The 21,078-nt window shown below is 56.7% G+C and carries 21 protein-coding genes; 15 read left to right on the forward strand and 6 right to left on the reverse strand.

Annotated elements, in window-relative coordinates; genetic code table 11:
- From HQL63_02705 to HQL63_02720, 4 genes are all read right to left on the reverse strand, one after another.
- On the reverse strand, window positions 1–909 hold the full coding sequence (locus HQL63_02705; protein MBF0175750.1) for an NAD(+)/NADH kinase: 909 nt from the start codon (window positions 907–909) through the stop codon (window positions 1–3).
- Window positions 906–1,790 carry an ATP-binding protein gene (locus tag HQL63_02710; protein MBF0175751.1) on the reverse strand — a complete coding sequence of 295 codons (885 nt, stop codon included), beginning with the start codon at window positions 1,788–1,790 and terminating at the stop codon, window positions 906–908. The genes HQL63_02705 and HQL63_02710 overlap by 4 nt, the downstream gene beginning before the upstream one ends.
- 5 nt (window positions 1,791–1,795) lie before the next feature.
- Complete coding sequence (locus HQL63_02715) at window positions 1,796–3,814, reverse strand: SUMF1/EgtB/PvdO family nonheme iron enzyme (GenBank protein MBF0175752.1); 2,019 nt, start codon at window positions 3,812–3,814, stop codon at window positions 1,796–1,798.
- Between the two features lie 120 nt (window positions 3,815–3,934).
- Window positions 3,935–4,942, reverse strand: coding sequence for a hypothetical protein (locus HQL63_02720; GenBank protein ID MBF0175753.1), 1,008 nt, complete (start codon window positions 4,940–4,942; stop codon window positions 3,935–3,937).
- Between the two features lie 295 nt (window positions 4,943–5,237).
- Between HQL63_02720 and HQL63_02725 the strand changes: the two genes are divergently transcribed.
- The 4 genes from HQL63_02725 to HQL63_02740 all read left to right on the forward strand — a co-directional run bounded on the left by HQL63_02725 (window position 5,238) and on the right by HQL63_02740 (window position 8,490).
- Window positions 5,238–5,678 (forward strand): hypothetical protein, encoded by a 441-nt coding sequence (locus HQL63_02725; GenBank protein ID MBF0175754.1) that lies wholly within the window; start codon window positions 5,238–5,240, stop codon window positions 5,676–5,678.
- A gap of 69 nt (window positions 5,679–5,747) precedes the next feature.
- A complete protein-coding gene (locus tag HQL63_02730) occupies window positions 5,748–6,131 on the forward strand; it encodes a rhodanese-like domain-containing protein (protein MBF0175755.1) in 384 nt (127 codons plus the stop codon).
- Complete coding sequence (gene cysZ, locus HQL63_02735; GenBank protein MBF0175756.1) at window positions 6,131–6,871, forward strand: sulfate transporter CysZ; 741 nt, start codon at window positions 6,131–6,133, stop codon at window positions 6,869–6,871. The genes HQL63_02730 and cysZ overlap by 1 nt, the downstream gene beginning before the upstream one ends.
- 92 nt (window positions 6,872–6,963) lie before the next feature.
- Window positions 6,964–8,490, forward strand: a complete 1,527-nt coding sequence (locus tag HQL63_02740; GenBank protein ID MBF0175757.1) for a B12-binding domain-containing radical SAM protein — start codon at window positions 6,964–6,966, stop codon at window positions 8,488–8,490.
- Between the two features lie 105 nt (window positions 8,491–8,595).
- Here the strand turns inward: HQL63_02740 and HQL63_02745 are convergent, their stop codons facing one another.
- Complete coding sequence (locus HQL63_02745) at window positions 8,596–10,323, reverse strand: hypothetical protein (GenBank protein MBF0175758.1); 1,728 nt, start codon at window positions 10,321–10,323, stop codon at window positions 8,596–8,598.
- Window positions 10,324–10,557: 234 nt separating this feature from the next.
- Here HQL63_02745 and HQL63_02750 point away from each other — a divergent pair, with 234 nt between their 5' ends.
- Window positions 10,558–10,806, forward strand: a complete 249-nt coding sequence (locus HQL63_02750) for a DUF2312 domain-containing protein (protein ID MBF0175759.1) — start codon at window positions 10,558–10,560, stop codon at window positions 10,804–10,806.
- Window positions 10,807–10,877: 71 nt separating this feature from the next.
- Window positions 10,878–13,019, forward strand: coding sequence for a bifunctional 23S rRNA (guanine(2069)-N(7))-methyltransferase RlmK/23S rRNA (guanine(2445)-N(2))-methyltransferase RlmL (gene rlmKL / locus HQL63_02755; protein MBF0175760.1), 2,142 nt, complete (start codon window positions 10,878–10,880; stop codon window positions 13,017–13,019).
- An 88-nt stretch (window positions 13,020–13,107) separates the two neighbouring features.
- On the opposite strand, the gene gloB is transcribed toward rlmKL, so the two are convergent.
- A complete protein-coding gene (gene gloB, locus HQL63_02760; GenBank protein MBF0175761.1) occupies window positions 13,108–13,875 on the reverse strand; it encodes a hydroxyacylglutathione hydrolase in 768 nt (255 codons plus the stop codon).
- Between the two features lie 41 nt (window positions 13,876–13,916).
- Here gloB and HQL63_02765 point away from each other — a divergent pair, with 41 nt between their 5' ends.
- The 9 genes from HQL63_02765 (at window position 13,917) to HQL63_02805 (ending at window position 21,076) form a co-directional block, all read left to right on the forward strand.
- On the forward strand, window positions 13,917–14,681 hold the full coding sequence (locus HQL63_02765) for a class I SAM-dependent methyltransferase (GenBank protein MBF0175762.1): 765 nt from the start codon (window positions 13,917–13,919) through the stop codon (window positions 14,679–14,681).
- Window positions 14,674–15,564 carry a site-specific tyrosine recombinase XerD gene (gene xerD, locus HQL63_02770; protein MBF0175763.1) on the forward strand — a complete coding sequence of 297 codons (891 nt, stop codon included), beginning with the start codon at window positions 14,674–14,676 and terminating at the stop codon, window positions 15,562–15,564. The genes HQL63_02765 and xerD overlap by 8 nt, the downstream gene beginning before the upstream one ends.
- 6 nt (window positions 15,565–15,570) lie before the next feature.
- Window positions 15,571–16,473: an Rpn family recombination-promoting nuclease/putative transposase gene (locus tag HQL63_02775; protein ID MBF0175764.1), complete on the forward strand. Its 903-nt coding sequence runs from the start codon at window positions 15,571–15,573 to the stop codon at window positions 16,471–16,473.
- 122 nt (window positions 16,474–16,595) lie between these two features.
- A complete protein-coding gene (locus HQL63_02780; GenBank protein MBF0175765.1) occupies window positions 16,596–17,225 on the forward strand; it encodes a cytochrome b/b6 domain-containing protein in 630 nt (209 codons plus the stop codon).
- Between the two features lie 77 nt (window positions 17,226–17,302).
- Window positions 17,303–17,614, forward strand: coding sequence for a PepSY domain-containing protein (locus tag HQL63_02785; protein MBF0175766.1), 312 nt, complete (start codon window positions 17,303–17,305; stop codon window positions 17,612–17,614).
- 3 nt (window positions 17,615–17,617) lie between these two features.
- Entirely contained in the window at window positions 17,618–18,283 is a 666-nt protein-coding gene (locus tag HQL63_02790; protein ID MBF0175767.1) for a response regulator transcription factor, read from the forward strand.
- On the forward strand, window positions 18,280–19,614 hold the full coding sequence (locus HQL63_02795; protein MBF0175768.1) for a GHKL domain-containing protein: 1,335 nt from the start codon (window positions 18,280–18,282) through the stop codon (window positions 19,612–19,614). Before HQL63_02790 ends, HQL63_02795 begins: the two co-directional genes overlap by 4 nt.
- Window positions 19,615–19,834: 220 nt before the next feature.
- Window positions 19,835–20,494 (forward strand): outer membrane lipoprotein chaperone LolA, encoded by a 660-nt coding sequence (gene lolA / locus HQL63_02800; protein MBF0175769.1) that lies wholly within the window; start codon window positions 19,835–19,837, stop codon window positions 20,492–20,494.
- Between the two features lie 96 nt (window positions 20,495–20,590).
- The gene (locus HQL63_02805) at window positions 20,591–21,076 is read left to right on the forward strand and encodes a YajQ family cyclic di-GMP-binding protein (GenBank protein MBF0175770.1); all 486 of its coding nucleotides are present in this window, start codon (window positions 20,591–20,593) and stop codon (window positions 21,074–21,076) included.
- Window positions 21,077–21,078: the final 2 nt, after the last annotated feature.

Genomic DNA, 21,078 nt, shown 5'->3' on the forward strand with positions numbered 1-21,078 from the left:
TTAACTCCCCAGTTTCCCCCCCCAAAGCAGCTTGGAACGCAAAATTTCGTAATAGCTGCGATTAGGAGTGTGCATCAACTTGAGACGGTGTCGGGCGCGACGAATCAGCACCCGGTCCCCGTTTTCCAGGGGGCAGACTGTTTGTCCATCCAGGGTGGCCATGCGGTCGGAGTCGTTGGGAGCCAGAGTCACGGCCACGACGCCCTCCGCCGGCAGAACGATAGGGCGATTGGTCAATGTGTGCGGGGAGATGGGCACCAGAAGAATCGCTTCCAGGGCCGGGTGGATGATCGGTCCTCCGGCAGCCAGGGCATAACCCGTGGAACCCGTGGGGGTGGAGACGATCAAGCCATCGGCGCGGCTCGTACAGACGAACTGGTCATCCACCTCCACCGCAAATTCGATCATGCGGGCAATCTCCCCCTTGTGAATCACCACATCATTCAGGGTGAAGGCGGAAAAAACCTGCTCGCCGGCCCGCACGACCGTGGTTTCAAGGAGCATGCGCTCTTCAATGCTGTGGTGACCTGCCAGGACGTTCTCCAGGGTTTCGGCCATCTCGGCGTGGGGAATTTCGGTGAGAAAGCCCAACCGCCCCATGTTGATGCCCAACAGGGGCACATCGGCACCACCCATATGCCGCGATGCTGCGATAAAAGTTCCGTCCCCGCCCAGAACCACCATAAGATCCTGATTTTCGTGCAGGTGACTTTGTTTCTGGCGCTTTGCCCAGGTTTTGGGAATATCGATGGCCACGGCGGCATCTTCCGTGACAGTCACCTGGTATCCTCGGTCGAACAACCAACCGGCAAGCCATTTGGTCGATTCCAGGGCGCGCTGATCGGAACGTTTGGTGACAAGGGCAATATGAACGATCGGGGCGGAGGCTGAATGGGGCAGGGAGGTCATGGGGCGGCGAGCCTTCCAGTAAGGTCAATGATGAATTGATGAGCCACGCGGCCACTGCGCGCACCACGGGTTTGCGCCCATGCCAGGGCCTCGGCGCATAACTGCTCCTGTGGTATGGCCAGGGCCAGATGGCGGGCGCTGTTTTCCACAATTCGCAGATAGGTCTCCTGGTCAAAGGGGTGAAACCCAAGCCAGAGCCCAAACCGATCAGAGAGGCTGATCTGTTCTTCGGCGCTCTCCATGGGGTGATACTCTTCGCTTTCCGCAGCTGCGTCGCGTGCCATGAGGTGCCGCCGGTTGGAGGTGGCGTACAATAAAATATTGCCGGGCCGCCCGGCCACACCCCCCTCCAGAATCGATTTCAGGGCCTTGTAGGAACCATCCCGACGATCAAAAGAGAGGTCGTCGCAAAAAAGCAGAAAGGGCATGGTCAATATTTGCAAATGCTGGACAATCTCCGGCAGGGCAGACAGATCATCCTTGTGAACTTCCACAAGCTTGAGACGGGGAAAAAAGGGGGCGGCTACCGCTTTGACCAGCGAGGATTTGCCCGTGCCACGGCTACCCCACAACAGGGCATTGTTGGCGGGCAGGCCAGCGGCAAATTGGCGGGTATTGCGGAGAAGAATCTCCTTGGCCCGGTCGATGCCCAGCAAGGCGTCCAAAGGGAGGGGGTGAAAGGTCTCGACCGGAACCAACCCGCCACCACCCCAGGAGTTGGGGCGCCAACGAAAGACATGCCATCGCTGTAACATGGCGGGAGACGGTGGTGTGATGCTTCTTTCCCAATGCTCCAAAAGACGTTGCAGGCGTCCCAAAAGCGTTCGCGCACGACGCGGCGTCAACAGGGATTGGAGAAGGGAGGAACCTCCCCCTTCCATGAACATCAGGCGGATATCTCCTCTTCGATGGTGCGAATCAGGCGCACACCCATGGCGTCGCTCAGTGTCGTGACGGACACCCGGTTGCGGTGCGCCACACGGCAAGCTCCAACCTGGCTGCGCCAGCTACCCCCACGGCGTACCCGGCCATCGCCAAATGGGGCGCCATGGGGATTTTTTTTTGGGCTGCGGGCATAAAAATCTTCGCTGTACCAGTCGGCTGTCCACTCCCAAACGTTGCCGATCATGTCATACAGGCCCCAGGCATTGGGCAGCTTTTTGCCGACCGGCTGGGTGCCGCCACGGGAGTTTTTGGCAAACCAGCTGTACTGATCCAGCAGGTTCGGGTCATCGCCGAAGGGAAAAATGGCATCGGATCCAGCGCGGGCAGCGTACTCCCACTCCGCTTCGGTGGGAATGCGGACATGAACCCCGCCCTGACATAACCTGGAGAAACTTCGCACCAGTTCCTGAATGTCGTCCCATAGGATTCTTTCCACCGGACAATCCTTTTTTTCCGGTACATACAGACTTTTCGGGTCACCCATGATCTGTTTCCACTCTCCCCAGGTGACCGGATGCTGGCCCATCCAAAATCCATCCAGCTCGACCAGGTGTTGGGGGACTTCATCGGAGCGGCGACCGGGCGCACCCTTGGCGCTTCCCATCAGGAAAGATCCGCCCGGAATCCAGACAAACTTCATGCCTGTTACCTGCTCTTTCCAGAGATCACCTGGTTTGCGCTCTTCGATGGGTTTGGGGGGCAGATTGTTGGCTGGGGAGACGGAAGGGGATGGGGGCGCAGGGGCCAAACCGGCAGAGACCTTGGCAACCGGCGCCGAATGGGCCGCAGCAGGCTTGGTTGCAGCCCGATTATTGAGCGATGTCGCGGGGGAAAGACGCTTGGTGTCCGTTCTCTTGGTGTTGGTGCCAAAATCGTTCATGGAAGCGATAAAGCTGCGCCATGAGTTTTTCTTGATGTTGGATCCGAAGATGGTCCTGGGTGAGTCCCCTGTTGGGGGCGGCGATTTTCCGGCAGGTGCGGAAACGGTCGAGGGAGAGGAAACGCCGGCCTTGGCAACCGGTGCTGGAGTGGCCCGAACGGAATCTTTGGTGGCGCTGAAACAACCCAACAAAAGCGGACGCCAATCCGCGATGGATTGTGGACGTTCGGTCTCAATGACCATGAGCGCTTTGTCAATGGCGGCAAGGAATGCAGGGTGGTATTGGCCCTCTCCTGCTTCCGAGGCGGATTTCATGGGGTCGGGTTCGTTGCGCAGCCGTGCGTTGATGCGAATGGCAGCATCGGGCGGTTTGGCGCCGGTGATGGCCCGGTACAACACACCACCCATGGCGTAGATGTCAGACCATGGCCCTTGGCGATTGCCGGTGGAGTCGTATTGCTCAAAGGGTGAGTAGCCCATGCTCAACAGGCTGGTCATCTGTTCGCCGCCATGGCCGGCAATGGCTTGTCGGGCGGAGCCGAAATCCAGAATGACCGGAGAGCCATTGGCGCGAACCAGAATGTTGGCTGGTTTGATATCGCGATGGATGAAATCCTTGTTATGGAGCACTTCCAGACCATCCAGGAGCGGGGAAATCAGACGGACGATCTCACCTTCGGACAGAACCTTTTTGGCCTTCAGGACAGCGTCCAGACTCTCCCCCTCCTCGTACTCCATCACCATGTAGGCGGTGTTGCTGTCGCGGAAGAAACTCATCACCCGGACAATGTTCGGGTGTTTGAAGCGGGCCAGAATCTGGGCTTCCTTCAGAAAGCGATCCAAACCCCACTCGAAGGTTTTGGTGTCCGTAGGGGAGTTCGGCAGGACATTGCGCCCCTTTTCGCGAACGGCGAAACCTTTGGGGAGATACTCTTTGATGGCCACCTTCTGATCCAGGTTGGTATCCTTGGCCAGGTAGGTGATGCCGAAGCCACCTTTCCCGAGAACCTTGACGATCTCGTACCACAACAGCGTGGAACCGGGGGGGAGGGAATCGACGAATTTTGTTGAACTCATCATGTAGACCGACAGCTGCCTCCGTGATCAACCGTCTCGGGGACATCCCTTTCCCTGAATCGGCCAAAACCGCCTTGCCTCCCCACCCGCTTCCGTACCATTGTGGAGAATGATCGAAAAAGATCAAGGGTGATACGGATCCGTCGAAAGCCGCATCCGCAAAGCGCCGGCCTGATCTTCGAGCGCCTCTTGGGGAATGGCGCGCTCTTCGCTGTCCAACGAGTCCATCTTGGCGAACTCGAAATGGGCGCCCTCCCACTCTTTTTTTCCCTTGACGAGGAGGGGCTGATCCAGATCCAGCTCGGGCTCAACCCGGACTTCGCCCAGGAGACCCTGAGGGTTTGCGTCTGTATCTTCGACGTACTCGACCCCTTCTTCCTGGTCAGGTTCGGATGTCGAAAAGGTGACGGCGCCGCGTATCCAGTCGGAGAGGGTCCAGACGATTTGTTGTACAATGTCCGCCAGAAAAAAGAAACCCTGTTGGATCACATCCGTTACAAACCAGGCGATCTGTTTGGTGGCCTCCATCAGATGCCAGACCCCCTTTTTCAGCAGGGTCATCAGCTCGGAGAGGAGATACAGCCCCCATTCCGTGAGAAAATGCAGCCACTCCAGAAAAATGCCGACACCCTGTCGCAGCAGCAACGCTGCGCTGACCAGGGCAAAAGTGGTCCATTGCCAGGAAAAACGCAGGAAGTGAAAGGTCCACTCCAACGTGCGCCGTGTGGCAAAAAAACTCCATTGCAGAGTGCATCCGGTAGCGAAAATCAACCACTGGATAGTGCGAAAGAGGGTGATGAAACTCCACTGGATGGAGCGGGCGACCATGAAAAACAGGGTCGCCAGGATGCCGCCCGACGCCGACATGACAGTTGTGGCGCCACGCAGTGAAGTGCCCCCGACGCGGCGGATGGTCGCGGAAACCGGTGCGGACATGGACCTGGACGGGCCTCGCTCCGGAGCCCGGCGCAAACTGGGAAGCTTGGGCAGTCGAATGAAAATCCTCTCCGAGGTGGATTTCATGACAGGCCGTGAGCGGTTGCGTTTTTCCACACGTTGATTGGACAACAAAGAAGGTTTGGCGGGCACCCGGCTCCTTTTGTTACCCAATGTTCTCTTCGCGGTGATCATTTGGTTCCCTCTCTCGTGGCAGTGATCCCGACACCCTGACAGGATGCCCAGACCGACTGGGGCGTATCCTTATCCCCCGCAGCGACCAACGCAATTTCCAAGCCAAATAGACAAAAATCGTACCCGACACACCAGATTCCCCTCGCGACCATGGCCGGGGATGATACAAGATCCCTCGTTGTCGCGCCATCCCAATTGGTGAAATATTCCCCCTTGATTTTCTGCTCCAGGGGAATGAAGAAACGGTTGACCTGGACCCGGGTGAAGCACCAGAATCCCCGCGATGGAGGCTTTTTTGTCGACTCATCCCCTTGACCTGGTTGCAGGGATCTCTTTCCGTCAGGCGCCAGGAGAGGAGGGGTTCAGGGGGGCGTGGGGTCCGCAACAGCGGCCTGCGGCGCACTCCTTTTCCGGAAACTGGGTTCTTTGTTCCCGGTGTGCGCACCGGATCACCCGGTTTGACATGGGGTCGCGGGAGCAAGGGCGCCATGAACACGTTTTTTTCAACCCCCAGGGGATGCTCTTCCTGATCCGCTGTTATGTGGCGGCCCCGGGGTGTTTGGTCATGGGTCATCCGACCAGGGAGTTTTCCTGGTTCAAGGCCTGCGCGTGGCAGTACGCCTTGTGTGGTGGTTGCCATCACCATCTGGGGTGGCATTACATGAATGGCTCCGATGTTGCATTTTTTGGCCTGATCGTCAACAGGTTGACGTATCCACCCTCCAATCCACCCTGAAATTTGCCCCGGTCAAGGATCATACACGCCATGATGCCATCAGCCCCCCACAGCCCCAGTCATCCACGTTTGGGACACCTGACCCCCCACGAAGCCCATGCCATGGTGCAAAATAAAGATGTTGTCTTCGTGGATATTCGTTCGGAGATCGAACACTTTTTCGTTGGTAATCCCCCTGGAATCATCAACATTCCCTGGCAAGACGCCCCGGATTTTGAACTCAATCCCAACTTTGTCGCCGAGGTTGGCCAGGTGGCCCGCAAAGATCAGACCCTGGTTCTCATCTGCCGCTCGGGGCATCGCTCCATCGATGCGGGCAACACCCTGCTCGAAAATGGTTTCACCTCGGTCTACAACGTTCTGGAGGGGTTTGAAGGGGACCGGGACGAACATCACCATCGCTCCAGCGTCAACGGTTGGCGGTTTCGGGGCCTGCCCTGGGTGCAGTGCTGATGCGCGATCATCCTGTCACAGGTTTCCTCTACGCCCAACGGGGTATCAGGATTTTGACCAAACCGGGTTTGCGACGTTTTGTGGCGGTGCCGCTGCTGGTCAATTGTGTGGTTTTTGGCCTGGGAACATGGTACATCTATCAGACGTATCGCAGCACCATCGGCTGGCTGCTGGACTGGATCCCTTCCTGGCTCCATTGGCTGGAGTGGGTCATCGCCCCCATGTTTGTGGTGTCGCTGGTGCTGGTTCTCTTTTTTGCCTTCACTCTGGTGGCCAATCTCCTGGGGGCTCCCTTCAACGGTCTCTTGGCGGATCGTGTGGAACAACTGCTCTCCGAACAGGCAACAACAGTTCCGCAACATGGGGATGTGAAACGGATTTTGAAGGAGATGCTGCCGGCCATCCTGGATGAGTTGGGCAAGGTGCTGCATGTGGTCAAATGGATGATCCCCATCTTTTTCATCACCGCCATTCCCGGGATCAACCTGTTGGCACCCCTCATCTGGACCCTGTTTACCGCCTGGTTTTTGGCTGTGGGTTACCTTGACTTTCCCATGTCGAACAATCGGCTGAAGGGAAGGGAAATCCGGGAGAGGATCCGGGAAAAACGTTTGACAGTCATGGGTTTTGGCGTGGGGGTTCTGTTCATGAGCAGCATTCCCGTGTTGAACCTCCTCGCCATGCCGGCTGCGGTGGCCGGGGCGACGGCGCTGTGGGTGGAGCATTTCAAGGAGGCCTGAGTGGAGTCGCCCCTGGGAGATTGCCCCAGGAGCTTGCTCGCCCGGGTCGGTTTGTCTGGACGTGTTTCGAGCCTGAATAACTGGAAAACGATATGGTGACTCTGATCAATCCACCCGGAATCAAATCCCTTTCCAGTATTCAAATGCAGACCCCAAATCTCCCCGTGGGGCTGGCCTATATTGCCGGAATTCTCAGGGAGAACAATGTTCCTTGCACGGTCATCGATGCGGTGGGGCTGGCGCTGGACAGCATCTCTCCATATCCGGATCGCAGCGATTTTCTTATCCAGGGATTGACCGAGGAGGAGATTGTCCGGCGGATCCCTATCGCGACGGACATTGTCGGTTTTGGATGCATGTTCAGTACCTTATGGCCTGTCACACGCAGGCTTGTCGCCCGTGTCAGGCGGGCGTTTCCCCATGCCCTTCTGGTGTTGGGTGGAGAGCACGGCACCGCAGTGCCGGAGCACTCTCTGACGCACTCCGCGCTGGATGTCGTCGTTCTCGGCGAAGGCGAAAGAACGTTTCTGGCGTTGCTCAGGGCGCGTCGTCTGGGAACTCCCTTTCACGATACCAAGGGTATTGCCTTCAAAGAGGGTGACCGGATCGTGTACACCGGTTTGTCTGAACGTCTGATCGAAATCGATGCCATCCCCTGGCCGGATTGGGAGTCCTTCCCGGTTGAGGCGTATATCGGGAAGAGTCAAAGCAGCGGCATGAACCTGGGGCGATTCATGCCGATCTTGGCCACCAGAGGTTGTCCTTATCGCTGTACATTCTGTTCCAGTCCAACCATGTGGACCACGCGCTACCTCACCCGGGATCCCGTGCGGGTCGTGGACGAAATGGTTCATTACCAGAAAAGATATGGCGCGGCCAATTTTGACTTCCAGGATTTGACAGCGATCGTCAAGCGTAGCTGGGTGATTGCCTTCTGCCAGGAGATCATCCGTCGCAGACTTGAGATCACCTGGCAGCTTCCCATAGGCACACGCTCCGAGATCTTTGATGCGGAGGTCGTTGAGCTGATCTACCGCTCCGGGTGCCGATCCCTGAGTTTTGCACCGGAGAGCGGGGCGGAAGAGATTCGGCGATCTGTTGGCAAAAAGCTTGATCTGGATCGATTTCTCAAGGCGGTCGACATTGTCGTGGCGCGGGGAATCGCCTTGTCCTGCTTTATTGTCATCGGGTTTCCCAACGACAACAAGGAAACCCTGCGGGCCTCCCTGCGTCTGATACGCAAGCTTGCCATCATGGGGGTCCACGACGTTGCCGTTACCAAATTCGTTCCCTACCCCGGTTCGGCATTGTTTCTTGAACTCCAGCAATCAGGCGTTCTCAAACTTGACGACGAATTTTTTGTATCCCCCATGGATTTTTATACCAAAAAGGGGGCATCCTTCTGTCGGGAAGTCCCGCAAAGAGATTTGTATGCATGGATGATTTGGATGTTCCTTAATTTCTACATCATCTCCTTCACACGCCGTCCATGGCGGGTCATATCCATTTTGTGGGAGGCGGTCACCACTGGCCGGGAAAGAGCCCGTTTTGCCAAATGGTTTGTCGACATGTTTTTGCGCAGGCGCGGATGGCGGCGGCAATTGCGCAAGGCTTCCTGAATTGTACCCATTCACCATCCGCTAACGCATCGGGAGCCAGGAAGCCGGCTTCCTGGCAGGGCCTAAGACAACGTCCCGGAAGCAAACCCTCCCCAGACCCCTGACTTAAAAGAGTTCGATATCATCCCCACCGTCGTCAGTCGTGGTGGCCTGACCGTCGAGTTCCGATTCGTGAATTTTTCTCTCTGAATTCATGGTGTAAAGCTTGGAGAGATCTGCAAATTCACCGGAGAGGTCGTGCAGATCTCCGTCCAGGTATTTTGTCTGATCGCCTGCCACATCCCGCATCAGCTTGCGCAGGCCGGCCAGGACGTTTGTTATGATGTCATTGATTTCACGATGGAAATCCATCTCGGCCATCAGCAGTGTGACCTGGGTGGAGGTGGCGCGTGCATCGACCAGGGATTCGTGAAACAGGCGGATCAGGTCGTTGTTGGAGGTGTCCATCTGTTGTGTGGTCAGAGGGATCCGCCGCAACAGGGTGTTGGTGCGCATGAGCCTGGGCGTGGTGTTTTCGGAGTAACTGAGGCTGATCTTTTGGATCCGGTCCACGGCCTTGTTCAACTCTTCGCTGAGGAGAGGGTTCTCCTCGATGATGGATTTGACCAGGGAGCGGATGCTGGCGACCAGGGAGTCCAGCCGGTTGTTGCCGCCTGTTTTCATGGAAGCAGAAATGCTTTCGAGGCGCTGTGAAGTCATGATCAGCATGTCCATGGCTCGTCTGGCCTGGAAGACGCCACTGTCAGCCTTGGAAAGGGTTTTGAGAACCTCATTGGAGAGGGTGTCGTCAAAGATTCCCAAGCGCTGCGAACCGGCCATCAGATAGGTGATATCGGTGGCGTGCTGGTGAAATCGCCGCGTGATGGAGCGGGCCTGGGCAAGTTGAGTCACCTGCTCTTCGGCGATGGTGCCGATGCTGGCCAGGTGCTCCTGCATGGTCTTGATGGCCCCGACCAGATCGTTGCAGGTGTCCTCCAATTGCCGGATGGTGATGCGGATGGCGATCAGGGACCACTGCACGGCTTTCTCGTTGGTTGCGGGGTCGTCTGCCGTGGCGGCAAGTTGCAGCTTTTCCTTGGCCTGACGCAACCCCTCCAAGGCGTGATGAACCCTCTGCGAAGCGATGTCGTCGAACTGCATGGCCTGAACCATTTCAAAGACCACGCTGCCGACCTGGTCAGACCGTTTTTCCATGCCGGTACAAATGCCCTGGACCTTGGCAACCTCCTTGAACATGCTCTGAATGGTCTCTTCGGCGCTTTTCTGGAGACCATCCAGGGAACTTTTGGAGATTTCCATATCGGTTCCCAAACGTTTCATCAGGTGTTCGAGAACGTCACGGGTTTCCTGGCTGGATGAGACAATTTCATTGATCAAAGGGCTGGTCTGTTCCATCAGGTTGTCGATCATGGAGCCCAGGGTATGGCGTTCCATGCGTTCGCTGTTCTGGGATTTGATCTGGTCGACCACACGGGGGAGAAAGGCCCTCTGCTCGATCTGCAAACCCCAGTCGGTGATCTTTTCCAGACGCTTGACCAGGGGGGATTTTTGGACGATCAGTTTGTCGAGGACAACGAAGAGTTTCTCCACCTCATCGTGGATCTGCTCCATGTCCTTGCGCAGCGGGTGCAACCCCATGTCGCCGCTGGAGTCGATGCGCTCTTTGATCAAGACGGCACGGCTGGCGCTGGCGGCAAAACTGCCGGAAAAATGACCCATATGATCAGCGATATTGGAAAAGCCGCCCTTGCTGGTCTCCGGGACTTTCTCCAGTATGGACATCAAACGATCCATCTTGGTGGCTATGCTCGTTCCCCCTGCTGAATCTTCCACTTGGATCCCCCTTCATCGATTGTTTTTTTCCAAGCCGTTGCTGCTGCAATCCGGCCTTCCCAGAACGACAAACCGCATGTTAGAGTACCATGTATGTCGGGCTGGTGGGTAGTTCGGAATGTCCGGCAGGCGATTTTCCGGTGGGACAAGGGTTTTTGGATGGATTCCGCCGGTGTCCCGGGCAAGGGAAAGCCTACGGGATTGGAGAAACGATCAGGGAGGAGGTTGGGGACCATGACAGGGGATATCGGCGGCGTATCCAGCGAGCATCTTCAGCAGACTGTCGAAAAGTTGGAGCGCCTGGAAGAAGAGAAGGGGGCTATCGCCGAACAGATTCGCGAGGCCTATGCTGAAGCCAAGGGTGTCGGTTTTGATACCAAGGTGCTGCGGATGATCATCCGCATGCGCAAAATGGATCAGCGCGAGATTGACGAGCAGGAGGCCTTGCTCGACCTCTACAAGCAAGCCCTGGGCATGCGCTGATTTTCGCTTGCGGGTTAAACTGACTATGATGATTGGATGCGGATCTGCCTGACACCTCTTCACCGTCACACCTGGTTTTTTTTGTCAGCGTTCCCTCGGGTTTGGAATCCCTGTTGGCGGGGGAGCTGCGCCAATTAGGACTCGCCCGTCTGCGACCGGGCCAAAGCGGCGTCTCCTTTTCAGGAACCCTGGAGGATGCGCTGCGGGTCGTTCTCTGGTCGCGGGTGGGCAGCCGGGTTACCCTTCCCCTGCAAAAGGTGCCGGCTGCCACTCCAGAAGCCTTGTACGCCGGTGTGCATGCCATCCCCTGGGAAGAGCACATCCCGCCACAAGGAACGTTGGATATTGAGTTCAAAGGGGTCAACGACACCATCCGACACACCCGTTTCGGTGCGCAAAAGGTCAAGGATGCGGTGGTGGACCGGTTGCGGGAGAAGCGGGGAAGCCGTCCAACGGTCACCCATGCCCACCCGGATGTCCACATCCATGTTCGGTTGCGGGAGGAGAGCGCCCAGGTCGCCCTGGATCTTGCCGGGGGTTCACTGCACCGGCGCGGCTATCGCGTGGACTCGACGGTGGCCCCGTTGCGGGAGAATCTTGCCGCAGCCATCCTGATGCTCTGCAATTGGCCCGAGCTGGCCCAACAGGGGGCGGGCTTGTTCGACCCCTTGTGTGGCTCCGGGACGTTTCTCATCGAGGGGGCCTGGATGGCCGGGGATGTGGCTCCCGGTCTTCTGCGGCCCGCTTCTGGTGGGCGAGGGTGGCTCGGCTGGGATGCACCACTCTGGCGCCGTCTGCTCTCGGAGGCCGAGGCGCGGCGGGAAGTGGGCATGCAGCGGTTGCCCCCCTTGTTGGGTGGCGACCTCTCCGCCACGGCCCTGCAGGCTACGCGGCGCAATGCCATGCAGGCTGGCGTGGTCGAGTCGATCCTTTTGCAGCAAAAGTCCGTTGCGCAACTGCGCCCTGGCTTCGGCTCCGGTTTGTTGGTGACCAACCCGCCCTACGGGCAACGACTGGGGCACGGCGGGGAGTGGACCACCCTCTACCGGGATCTGGGACATCTGTTGCAATCCGGTTGCCGCAACTGGCCAGCCGGAGTGTTGGCCATGGATAACCTTCTGCCCCAAGCGCTTGGCCTGAAACCAGAACGGTCGCATCCGCTGCGCAATGGCCCGCTCCATTGCAACCTCCTGATTTTTTCCCCATCCCGGTCGGCGCCCAAGGAGGCTCCCACCCCTGATCCGGCAGCGACACCAGACAGCCCCATCTCTCCCGGGCAGGAGATGTTTGCCAACCGGTTGCGCAAAAACATGCGCGAAATGGGAAAATGGGCGCGCCGGGAGGGGGTCCACTGCTACCGGGTCTATGATGCGGATATGCCCGAATACGCCTTGGCCATCGACCTCTATGATGGCTATGTCCACGCCCAGGAGTATCATGCCCCGGTTTCCGTCGAACCGGAGAAAGCCCGAATGCGGTTGCAGGAAGCGTTGGCAGCCTTGCCCGGCGTTTTTGGTCTCCAGCCGGAAAAAATTTTTTTCAAGGTTCGGCGGCGGCAAAAAGGGGACGAACAGTACCAAAAATTGGAGAGCAAGGGGATCCGTTTTCCGGTGCGGGAGGGTCCATTCCGCTTTCTGGTCAATTTGAGCGATTACCTGGATGTTGGTCTCTTCCTGGACCACCGGCGTATCCGGGCCATGCTGGGGGAGATGGCTTCGGGACGCAGGTTTCTGAATCTGTTCGGCTATACAGGAACGGCAACGGTGTACGCAGCAGCCGGAGGCGCTGTTTCCACCACGACTGTAGACATGTCGGCCACCTATCTCCATTGGGCCCGGGCCAACCTGGATCTGAACGGCCTGATGTCGGCCCGACACCAGTTTGTCGAAGGGGATTGCCTGGCGTGGATCGATCAACACCCGAGACGTTACGACCTGATCTTTCTGGATCCCCCAACCTTTTCCAACTCGAAACGGATGTCTGGCGTGTTTGATGTCCAGCGGGATCACGTGGATCTGGTGATCCGGACCGCCCGTTTGCTCGCTGCGGGGGGTGTGATGATTTTCTCAAACAATTTCAAGAAATTTCGTCCACAATGGACCGATCTTCCCCCTTATCTTGAGGTGGTGGATCTGACGACTAAAACCATTCCGGAAGATTTTCGCCGGCATGCAAACGTTCACCATTGTTGGCGCATGCAGATGCGGGCTTGACGGCGCGGGTGTTTTGCCGATCCCATGGAAATGATTGCGCTTTTCCCGGAAGAAGCGGGCCTGACGGCGCGGGTGTTTTGCCGCTTCCCTAGAAATGATTGCGCTTTTCCCGGAGGTGGGCAAAGAGAGCGACCGGAGTCAGGTGGCCCTTGTCGACTTTGGCGGCAAATCGGGGATCGTCACAGCGCAGGAAGGGATTGAACTGTTTCTCCCAGTGCAGGTCAACCGGCAGGGTTGGGGCGCCATCGTCCGTCTGACGGCAGACGGTCTCGAATTGCTGTTGCAGATCCGGATTGTCCGGTTCCAGGGCCTGGGCAAAACGCAGGTTGCCGAGGGTATACTCGTGGGCGGGAAAGAGACGGGTGTGGTCCGGGAGTGAACGGATTTTCAGCAGGCTGTGCCACATGTGCGCAGGCGTTCCCTCGAAGAGACGGCCACAACCGTAACGGAACAGGGTGTCACCGACGAAGAGGGCATCGGCAACGTGATAGACGACGTGACCCGTTGTGTGACCAGGGGTGGTCATGACCCGAAGTTGCAGATGGCCAAGGGGAAGAGAGGGTTCATCGCCGACGGGAAGACTCAATGCTGGCAGCCGGGGTGCATCGGCGCGGGCCCCGATCACCACCGGGGCGTGCCGGGCGCAAAGCCCTTTGACGCCGCCGATATGATCGAGATGATGGTGCGTCAAGAGAATGTGGGAGAGACGCAGAGATCGCTCGGTCAAAAAACGGTTGACTGGTTCATCCTCGCCAGGATCAACGACGGCGACGCTGTCTGGTCCTGTGGGAAAAATCCAGATATGGTTATCCTTCAGAGCGGGCACAGCGTGAACCGGCAGGCTTATTGCGTTCATGGCTACTCTCAGGTCAACAAGCAACGGGTCTCCTTCATATCATGAACCTCGAAGCCATTCGATTGCAAAACTGGTATGCCACGGCCCAGGGTCGTACAGTGGCCCGTGTGATCGGAGGGGGGGTGGAGCGATGGATGCGCCCCCATGCCACGGGGAACACGTTCGGCTTTGGCTTCGTTCAGCCCTACATGGAGTTCATCATTTCCGGTCGGGGGGGTTCCTTCGGGGCGTCGCCGGCGGAGATGGGCGTTGTTCCCTGGCCGAACGGGTCGCCCAATCGCATGGCCCTGGTACGCCCCAATGCCTTGCCCTACCCGGATGGTCACTTTGACCGGGTGTTTATGGTACACATCCTGGAAGGGGCGGATTCGCCGCGTGAGACGCTGCGCGAAGTCTGGCGGGTGATGAAGCCGGGTGGACGCCTCTTCATTGTGGCGCCGAATCGGGGCGGGTTTTGGGCGCGGCGGGATACCACCCCCTTCGGATGGGGGCGCCCCTTTTCGCCGCGGCAGATCCAGGAGTTGCTGGAAGCCTCTTTTTTTGTGCTGCGCCAAGCCAGGTTTGCCCTGTTCGTGCCCCCTTTTCCGGGGCGGCGGATTTTGCGCTCGGCAGCAACCTGGGAAAAGGTTGGGGAACGATGGTTTGCCCGGTTTGGCGGGGTCATTCTGAGCGATGCGGAAAAGGTGGTCCACGCCGTCACCCCTTTGTTGGAAAAACCCTTTTGTCTGCGCCAGCCGAGAAGGGTCGTCCTGCCTTTGGCTGGCAATCGGGACGCCGTCAATTCAAGGAGAATCGAGCATGACTGATGCTTTCATGATCAACCGGTTCATGGATGAACTTTTGGTGGAACACGGGCTCTCGGCCAACACCCTGGAGGCCTATCGCCAGGATTTGGAGGGTTTATCCGCATTTTTAGCCCTCCGTGGCGGTGATCTGTTGCGGGCCGATCGCGAGACGCTTCTCTGCTATCTCAGCGCATTGACTGCCCGGGATATGGCGGCCAGTTCCGTGGCCCGCAAGCAGTCGGCGTTTCGGCGCTTTTATCGGCATCTGGTTTTGCGCGACGAGCGGGAGGATGATCCCACCCATCTGTTGGACTCCCCCCATCTGCAACGCCATTTGCCGCAAATCCTGAATGAAGAGGAGGTCGAATCCCTGCTGAACGCCCCGGATCGCAGCACCGAGTTGGGTCTGCGGGATGCGGCCATGCTGGAACTGCTCTATGCCACGGGTCTGCGCGTATCCGAGTTGATCTTTCTGGAAACGGACAGCATCGAACCGGGTTTCGGTTTTGTGCGGGTGGTGGGGAAGGGAGACAAGGAACGCCTGGTGCCGGTCGGAGAGGCGGCCCTGGATATTGTGGAAAAGTATCGGCGCTCGGCGCGCCTGCTCCTGTTGGCGGGAAGCCCGACCCGCGCCCTGTTCGTGACAGCCCGGGGCGGTCCCATGACCCGGCAAAATTTTTGGTATGTCATCCGCCGTCATGCCGTCATGGCAGGCATCACCAAACCTTTGTCACCTCATCTGCTGCGCCACTCGTTTGCCTCACATCTGCTCAACCATGGCGCCGACCTGCGGGCCGTGCAGATGATGCTTGGCCATGCCGATATCTCGACCACGGAAATCTATACCCACCTGGCCCAGGATCGCCTGAAACAGATTCATCGGCAACTGCATCCAAGGGCCTGATCGCACGTGAAATTCATCGACCCAAGAATCGACTTTGCCTTCAAGAGGATCTTCGGCAGCGAAGATGCGAAGGATATTTTGATCAGTTTTCTTGAGAGCCTCCTGGAACTTGAGGGTGAACGCCGCATTGTTGAACTGACGATCCTGGACCCCTTTTTGGCGCCGAAGGTCCGTGAACTGAAATACTCGGTACTGGATGTCAAATGCCGGGATCATCGTGGCGTTTCCTATATTGTGGAGATGCAGATTCAGAAGACGGCTGCTTTCCTGAAACGGATCCAGTACAACGCCGCCAAGGCCTACGTTCACCAGATTGAAAAAGGCGAAGATTATCCCAAGCTCAACCAGGTGATTGCCATCACCATCACCGATTTTCCCCTGTTCGATGGTTTCGACCACTGCGTCTCGCGTCATGAGACCCGAGAGGCGGTCACCGGGCAGACTTTTCTTCAGGAAATCCTTCACTGTTTTATCGAGTTGCCAAAATTCAACAAATCCATCGGGGAACTGACCGACGTATTGGACCAGTGGATCTGGTTCATCAGGTTTGCCGGTTCCGTGGAGGCAATTCCGGATCGGATACGAGTTGAGCCAATCCGCCACGCCTTTGCAAGGGCCACCGTGGCCAATATGACAGCAGAGGAGTATGAACTTTACGACAAAGCCGGCATTGCCATCGCGGATGCCCAGGGAGCGGTTCAGTTGGCACGCCAGGAAGGGCGTCAGGAAGGGCGTCAGGAAGGGCTTCGCGAAGGTGAAAGACGCACTCTGTATCGACTGCTTGAGAAGCGGTTTGGCTCGGTTCCGGAGTGGGTGCATGCCAGACTTGCCCAGGCTGATCTTGCAGCCCTGGGGAGGTGGACAGAGAACGTCCTGGAGGCCAAGGTGATTGACGAAGTTTTTTTGTAGGTTACATTGGTTTGACAGGGTCAATGGTACCAATTTTTTTTTGCTTTCTGTTTCCTTTTCAGCCTGGATTCAGCTTGTCTCTCCAGACTCCTCTCCAACGTAAACTTTATTGGAGAAGGAAAATGCGCGAAAAAGAACAAACCGTTTCCGTGTGGGATCCTCTTGTACGTATCTGCCATTGGGGTATGGTGTTTGGTGTGAGTTTGGCTTTTCTTGCGGAGGACGATTTCATGTTCCTCCATGTGCTGGCTGGGCATTTGATACTTGGACTGGTGGTTTTCCGTCTTGTCTGGGGGGTTGTTGGCCCACGGCATGCCCGATTTTACACATTCGTCCGTGGACCAAGGCGGATCCTGTCCTGCGTGCGATCCATTCTGAAGGGTAAGCCGGAGCACTATGTTGGCCATAATCCGGCAGGCGGAGGTATGGTGGTTGCGATTCTTCTGGTTCTCCTGTTGACGGTTTTCCTGGGAATGGCTGCCTACGACACCAAGGAATTTCATGGCATCCTGTGGCCCATGACTGCCGGGTTGGGCATGGGTGTGGTCAAACTTCTTGGATTCCTGCATGAACTCTTCGCCAATTTGTTGCTGATTCTGGTGGTCCTGCATGTGACGGGGGTGTTGGTGGCGACGTTGCAGCATCGTGAAAACCTGGTCAAAAGCATGTTCACTGGCCGTAAACGCGCTCCTCTTACCCTGGGCATTGTAATCCTTGGCATGACTCTGATCTCGCGAAGTATGCCACTCTGACGCCATCAAGGGTTCCTACAACGAACATGCGGTGAGCATTCCGGGCCATGGCCGCTGGGAAGATTGACCTGCGATCGATGTTTTTCAGGGGATGGAGGCTTCCTTTCCTTTTGCCGGTGCTCTGCATGTTGCATCCTGTCATCGGTCAGACCGACGACGATCACGAAGATGTCAGACGCCTGGTGCAAGCAGGGATCATCCTTCCCCTGGAAAAAATTTTAAAAGCCAGTCAAAACTTTCAACGGGGACGTCTGTTGGAGGTCAAGTTGAAGCGTCGTCACGGTGGGTATATCTACGAACTGGAGTTGGTGACCCAACAAGGTATTGTCTGGGAATTGGAGTTTGATGCAACCAACGGTGTCCTCCTTGAACAGGAAAAGGAGAAGTAACGTTTGCGTTTTTTACTGGTAGAAGATGATGGCACCCTCGCTGCCACCATCAAAAAAGATTTAAACCATGCCGGGTATGCCGTGGACATCGTACATGATGGTGTGGAAGCCGAATTCATGGGGGAGTCCGAACCCTATGATCTGGTGATTCTGGATCTGGGTTTGCCAGGCAGGCATGGTTTGGAGGTTTTAAAAAATTGGCGTCAGCATGGCCATATCATGCCGGTATTGATTCTGACCGCCTGGGACGCCTGGCACGAACGGGTGGATGGCTTCAAGGCCGGGGCAGACGATTATCTCGGTAAGCCATTTCACATTCAGGAGCTTGTTGCCCGTATCAACGCCCTTTTGCGTCGCAGCCATACGACCACCAAGGGAACGTTGACCTTGGCGGGTATCACCTTGAACGAAGAAACCCAGGAGGTCCATCTGCCATCGGGAGAAACGAAGTCTCTGACAGGAACCGAGTTTCGTCTGCTCCGTTATTTCATGTTTCATGCCGATGAAGTTCTCTCAAAAACCAGATTGACCGAACATATCTACGAATACGATGCCGACAAGGACAGTAATGTGATCGAGGTGTACGTCAAACGACTGCGCCGACTTGTTGGACAGGAACGCATTGAGACCCGCCGTGGTCAGGGCTATGTTTTTCGGGCGGCGCCATGAACCCTTCCTTGCAAAAGCGGCTGACTTGGCAGTTGGCCCTGCTGTTGGTCGTTGCCATGGCCATCCAGTGGGGTGTTGTCGAATGGGTTCTGGACCGGATCATTTACAATCATGTGACCTCCCGGCTTGCGCATGATGCCCATACCATTCTGGCCCAGACCCGTGTTCATCCTGGCCATGACACAGTGCTTGTCCAGGCAGACCCCATCTATCAGCAGCCATGGTCTGGACACTATTACGCCCTCAAGGTGGGAGGGATCCTTTTACGCTCCCGCTCTCTATGGGACAACACCTTGCCTCTCCCTGAAGTAGCTGTTGGCAGCGAGATTTTATCCAATCTGGTTGGTCCTCGTCAGCAACCGTTGCTGGTTCTGACCCGGAGCTTTGTCAAACTCGGTTCAGTCGTCACGATCAGTGTGGCCGAAGATATGACCAGCATTCACCAAGGGATTGCTCTTTTGCAATTTTGGCACGCCATGCTCTCTCTTTTGGCCATCGGTGTGCTGTTGATTCTGCAACGTTGGACGCTTCGGCGTGGTTTGCAGCCATTGAACCGTGCCTGCATGGAGATCCAACGTCTGGAACGCGGTGAGGTGGAGATGCTGCATACGGTTTCCGTTCCTGTGGAAATCCTTCCATTCATTCTTGAAATCAACCGTTTGGTTGCAACGCTTCTACGGAGGTTGCAACGCGCCCGGCATGCCACGAGCAATCTGGCGCATGCCATCAAGACCCCGTTGACCATCCTCCTGCAACTTGGAAGCAATCCATGCTTTGCGGTGCAAACCGATTTGCAGGAGACCCTCCGAAGACAGGTTGAAGCCATTCGCCAGTTGACGGATCGGGAATTGAAGCGGGTTCGCTCAGCTGGTTCTGGCACCCCCACACGCAACGTTGATATTCAGGAAGAGTTGGCAGCACTGGTTGCCGTCCTCAAACTGGCGCACCAATCCAAAGAGGTGATTGTCTCCTTGGAGGTTCCCACAGGTCTTGTGCTTCCCATGGACCGGGAGGATTTGCTGGAACTTGCTGGTAACCTGCTGGACAATGCCTGCAAATGGGCCAGGAGCAGGGTCGATTGTCGCGTCGCCAGCGATGCCGGAGTGTTCCACCTGACAGTCGAAGATGATGGTCCTGGCTGCCCGGATGACCAATTACAACACATTCCGGAACGCGGAGTCCGCACGGACACGACCAAACCAGGTTTTGGCATGGGTCTGGATATCGTTTGCGATATCGTCGAGGATTATGACGGGCAGCTGACCCTGGGAAAATCAAAACATCTCAGCGGATTTTCAGCCCAAGTCAAGTTACGATTGGCAACTCCATAGCGAATTTTCAGCCCAAGTCAAGTGACGATTGGCAACTCCATTCTGTATTCGTACCCATGGATGCGCCCGCGAATGAAAATGTGGTTGAGACAATCGAACCTGATTGCGGTGGAAACAAATGGATGTTATGGATAAACCATCGGGCGAGGGGATCTTGTCGTGCTGCGTCGTGACAAGTGGGTTCCCCCACGGGTGGGTGATCGTTGCGTAAGGGATGTGCATGGGCGAAAGTTGGCAGTCGGGTCGTCGTGTTTTTGGCGGTATCGTTTTGATTTTATTGTTTCTTTGCCCGACGCTCGCCAGGGCAGAGGAGGATCGTGCGCCGCTGGAGCAGTTGCAGGCCTTCCTTGACCGGTTGAAAAGCATCGATGCCGACTTCACCCAGGTGGTTTCCGACCCTGCCAATGGAAAAAAAACCGAATACAAGGGCCGGTTTACCGCGCTTCGACCCAACCTGTTCCGCTGGGATTACCAGACCCCCTATGTCCAGCTGATTGTCTCGGATGGCGAATGGATCTGGCACTATGAACCGGAGCTTCAACAGGCGACCCGGGTCTCGGTCAAACAGATGGAAAAAACCCCGGCTGGTTTTTTGATTGCCAGCAGGCGGGTCGAGGAGACCTTCGATTGGAAGGCCGTCACGGATCCGGAATGGAAGACGCCGACTGTCACCCTGCGTCCGCGCCAAGCTGACAGCAACTTCCAGGAGATCGCCGTCACCCTGGATCCAGACGGGGAGCATATCCGCAACATGGTCGTGGTTGACAACCTGGGCAACCGTTCCCGATTTACTTTTCATGATATGCGCGCCAGCCGGTCCCTGGATCGGCAAAGTTTTCGTTTCGCACCACCGACAGGCGTGGATGTGGTTACCGAGTAGAAGAAGAACGTTTGATGCCATCGGATGGGGTTGCCGGGTAGAGGAAGATCGTTTGATGCCATCGGATGGGGTCACTGGGTAGAGGGAGATCGTTTTATGCCATCGTTCGATATTGTCTCGAAGGTGGATTTGCAGGAAGTGGACAACGCCGTCAATCAGGCTGCCAAGGAGATTGGCAACCGGTTTGATTTCAAGGGGTCCAAGAGCAAGCTGGAACGGGAAGAGTCGGTGATCAAATTAATCTCGGAAGATGAGTATAAACTCGAACAGATCGTCGACATTCTGCGGGGCAAGCTCATTCGCCGCCAGGTAGATCCCCAATCCATGGATTTTGGCAAAATTGAGCCGGCTTCGGGTGGATTGGTCCGCCAGCATATCACGATTCGCCAGGGTATCGACAAGGATTTGGGCCGGGAGATCGTCAAGAGGGTCAAAGAGTCCAAAATCAAGGTTCAGGTGGCCATTCAGGGGGAGGAGGTCCGCGTTTCCGGGAAGAAACGAGATGACCTCCAGAGTGCCATTGCCCTCCTGCGCAAAGAAAATCTTGGCCAGCCACTCCAATTCGAGAATTTCCGGGATTGAAG

It is taken from the genome of Magnetococcales bacterium (assembly GCA_015231175.1).
Taxonomy (GTDB): domain Bacteria; phylum Pseudomonadota; class Magnetococcia; order Magnetococcales; family DC0425bin3; genus HA3dbin3.